Source organism: Corallococcus aberystwythensis (assembly GCF_003612165.1).
Lineage (GTDB): Bacteria > Myxococcota > Myxococcia > Myxococcales > Myxococcaceae > Corallococcus > Corallococcus aberystwythensis.
This window is the reverse complement of the sequence record NZ_RAWK01000475.1, coordinates 1-3,313: the sequence shown is the minus strand read 5'-3', so window position 1 is coordinate 3,313 and position 3,313 is coordinate 1. Positions and strand designations below refer to the sequence as shown.

General features: G+C 71.9%; 1 protein-coding gene. It reads right to left on the bottom strand.

What is annotated here, in order from left to right; all coding sequences use genetic code 11:
• Positions 1-3,313, bottom strand: a 3,313-nt coding sequence (locus D7W81_RS40520; RefSeq protein ID WP_120560656.1) for a non-ribosomal peptide synthetase, incomplete at both ends; no start/stop codon positions are given.

Sequence of the window (3,313 nt, the reverse complement as noted above, 5' to 3'; positions counted from 1 at the left end):
TGCTTCCAGTAGTCCAGCTGGGCGTCGAGGACGGGCCCCTGCAACCACTGGCGCTGCCATTGGGCGTAGTCGGCGTACTGCACGGGCAGCGGGGGCAGGGCCGGGGGCTGGCCGGAGACGTGCGCGGCGTAGAGGGCGCCCAGCTCACGCACGAGCACGCCCATGGACCAGCCGTCGGTGACGATGTGGTGGAGCACCAGCAGCAGCACCGCGTCGTCCGGCCCCAGACGCACCAGCAGCGCGCGCACCAGTGGGCCGTGGCGCAAGTCGAAGGGGCGCTGGGCTTCCTGGCGCGCAAGGCGCAGCGCTTCGGCTTCGCGGGCTTCTTGAGGCAAGGCCTCCACGCTGAGCGTGGTCAGGGGCAGCGGGCCCATGGGGAGCACCTGCTGCAAGGGGCTGTCCTCGCCCGGCGCGAACACGGTGCGCAGGGCTTCGTGCCGGTGCACCAGTCCCTCCAACGCCAGACGCAGCGCTTCCTCCTTCAGCGCTCCACTCAGTCGCAGGGCCAGGGGGACGTGATAGGCGCTCGACTCCGCGTCGAGCTGTGCCAGCAGCCACAGCCGCTCCTGGGCGAAGGACTGCGGCATCCAATCGGTCCGGGGGGCCGGGAGGAGGGGCGGCGGCGCATGTCCTGGATCCGTGGCCAGCGCCGCTTCGAGCTTCCGGACCACCGCGCCCAGCGTCGGGGCTTCGAAGAAGTCGCGGATGGACAGCTCGGTGCGCAGTGCCTCGCGCAGCCGCGCCACCACCTGGGTGGCCAGCAACGAGTGGCCCCCGAGGTCGAAGAAGTTCTCGTCCAGGCCTACTGACGGCAGTCCCAGGACGTCCGCCCAGACGCCCGCCACCAGCTCCTCGACCGGTGTGCGTGTGACGGATGGGACGCCGGCGTGGGGGAGCTCGAAGGTCGGCGCGGGCAGCGCGCGACGATCCACCTTGCCGTTGGCGTTCAGCGGCAACGACTCCAACAGGACGATGGCCGAGGGCACCATGTACGCCGGCAGTTGGTCGGCCAGGAATCCGCGGAGGCTGGCGGCGGACGGTGACGCTCCGGCGTGCGCGACCGCGTAGGCGACCAGCCGCTTGTCTCCGGGGGCGTCCTCGCGCACCAGCAGCACCGCTTCCCCCACCTCCGGGTGGCGGACGAGGGCGGATTCAATCTCCCCCAGCTCGATGCGGAAGCCGCGCAGCTTCACCTGGTGATCTCGCCGGCCCTGGAACTCGATGGCGCCATCCGCGAGCCGGCGGACGAGATCGCCCGTCCGGTACATGCGGGCACCCGGCTCGCCCGCGAAGGGATCCGGGATGAACCGTTCAGCCGTGAGCGCCGGGCGGCCCAGGTAGCCCCGAGCCACGCCAGGGCCGCCGATGAACAGCTCCCCGGGCAGTCCTACCGGAACGGCTCGCAGGCGTTCGTCGAGCACGAGCAGCGTGGTGTTCGCGAGCGGCTTCCCGATGGGCACCGTGGTCGCTTCCTGGGACACGTGGCGCGTCAGGTGCCAGGAGGCGAACGTGGTGGTTTCGGTGGGGCCGTAGACGTGCAGCAGCCGCCCGGGGGCGCCCTTGTCCAGCACCGCCCGGACCCACTTGGGATCCACGGCCTCACCGCCAAAGAGCAGGTGGCGCAGGGGCTGGAACGCGGCAGGGGTTTCGCGGGCGAGCTGGTTGAACAGCGCCGTGGTCACGAACAGCGTGGTGATGCCGTGCTCCCGGATGGCGTGCTCCAGCTCACGCGGCGAGAGGGCCACCTCCTTCGAGATGACCACCACGGTCGCGCCATGGAGGAGCGGTCCCCAGATCTCGAACGTGGCGGCGTCGAACGAGCTGTTCGCGGCCTGGGCCACGCGGTCGGACGGCTCCAGTCGCACGTAGTCGGTGTTGCACACGAGCCGCAGCACGGCGCGGTGCGGAACGCCGATGCCCTTGGGCGTGCCCGTCGAGCCTGACGTGTAGATGACGTAGGCCAGATCCTCCGAGTCGCCGGTGTCGTGAAGGGGCGCCGCGCTCTCGTTGGCGAGCGCGTCCTCCCAGTCCGTGTCCAGGCAGAGCTTCTGGACCTCCGGCTCCGCGAGCGAGTCAGCCAGGTGCGACCGGGTCAGCAACACCGGCACGCGGGCGTCCCGCAGCATGAAGCCGAGCCGCTCCGCGGGGTGCTCTGGATCCAGTGGGAGGTAGGCGGCGCCCGCCTTGAGGATGGCGAGCATGGCGGCGAAGAGGAGGGGTGAGCGCTCGACGCAGAGCGCGACGACGTGGCCGGGCTGGACGCCGAGGTGGCGCAGGCGGTGGGCGAGCTGGTTGGAGAGAGCGTCGAGGCGAGCGTAGGAGAGGGATTCGGCGCCGAAGCGGAGAGCGGTGGCGTCGGGGGTGAGGGAGGCCTGGCGCTGGAAGAGGTGGTGGACGCAGGCGTCGCTGGGGAAGGGGGCGGCGGTGGCGTTCCATGCGTGGAGCTGGAGCCACTCGGGAGGAGTGAGCAGGGGCAGGTCGGCCAGGAGCGCGTCGGGCTGGGCGCAGGCGGCCTGGAGGAGGGAAGCGAAGTGGCCGACGAGTCGCGAGGCGGAAGCGGCGTCGAAGAGGTCCGAGTTGAATTCGAGCGCGCCCACGAGGCCGGAAGGCGAGTCGGCCAGGGAGAGGGTGAGGTCGAAGGCGGCCGAGGCGGTATCGACGTCGAGGGGCTGGAGGGTGAGGCCCGGCAGGTGCAGCTCGGAGGCGGGAGCATTCTGCAAGGCGAGCAGGGCCTGGACGAGAGGGGCACGGCTGGCGTCGCGCGCGGGGCGCAGGGCCTCCACCACCTTCTCGAAGGGGAGGTCCTGGTGGGCGTAGGCGCCCAGGGTGGCGTCGCGCACGCGCGCGAGGAGGCCGCGAAGGGAAGGGGCGCCGTGGAGGGGGACGCGCAGGGCGAGCGTGTTGACGAAGAAGCCGACGAGGCCTTCGAGCTCGGAGCGCTGGCGGCCGGCGATGGGGGTGCCGACGAGGACGTCGTCCTGGTGGCAGTAGCGGCCGAGCAGCGCGCCCCAGCCAGCGAGCAGGGCCATGAAGAGGGTGGCGCCTTCACGGCGGGCCAGGGCGCCCAGGGCCTGTGTCACCTCGCGAGAAAGGGTGACGGGCACGGTGGCGCCACGGAAGGAGCGCACGGCGGGGCGGGGCCTGTCGGTGGGCAGGGCCAGGGAGGTGGGGGCACCGGCCAACTGGTGCTTCCAGTAGTCCAGCTGGGCGTCGAGGACGGGCCCCTGCAACCACTGGCGCTGCCATTGGGCGTAGTCGGCGTACTGCACGGGCAGCGGGGGCAGGGCCGGGGGCTGGCCGGAGACGTGCGCGG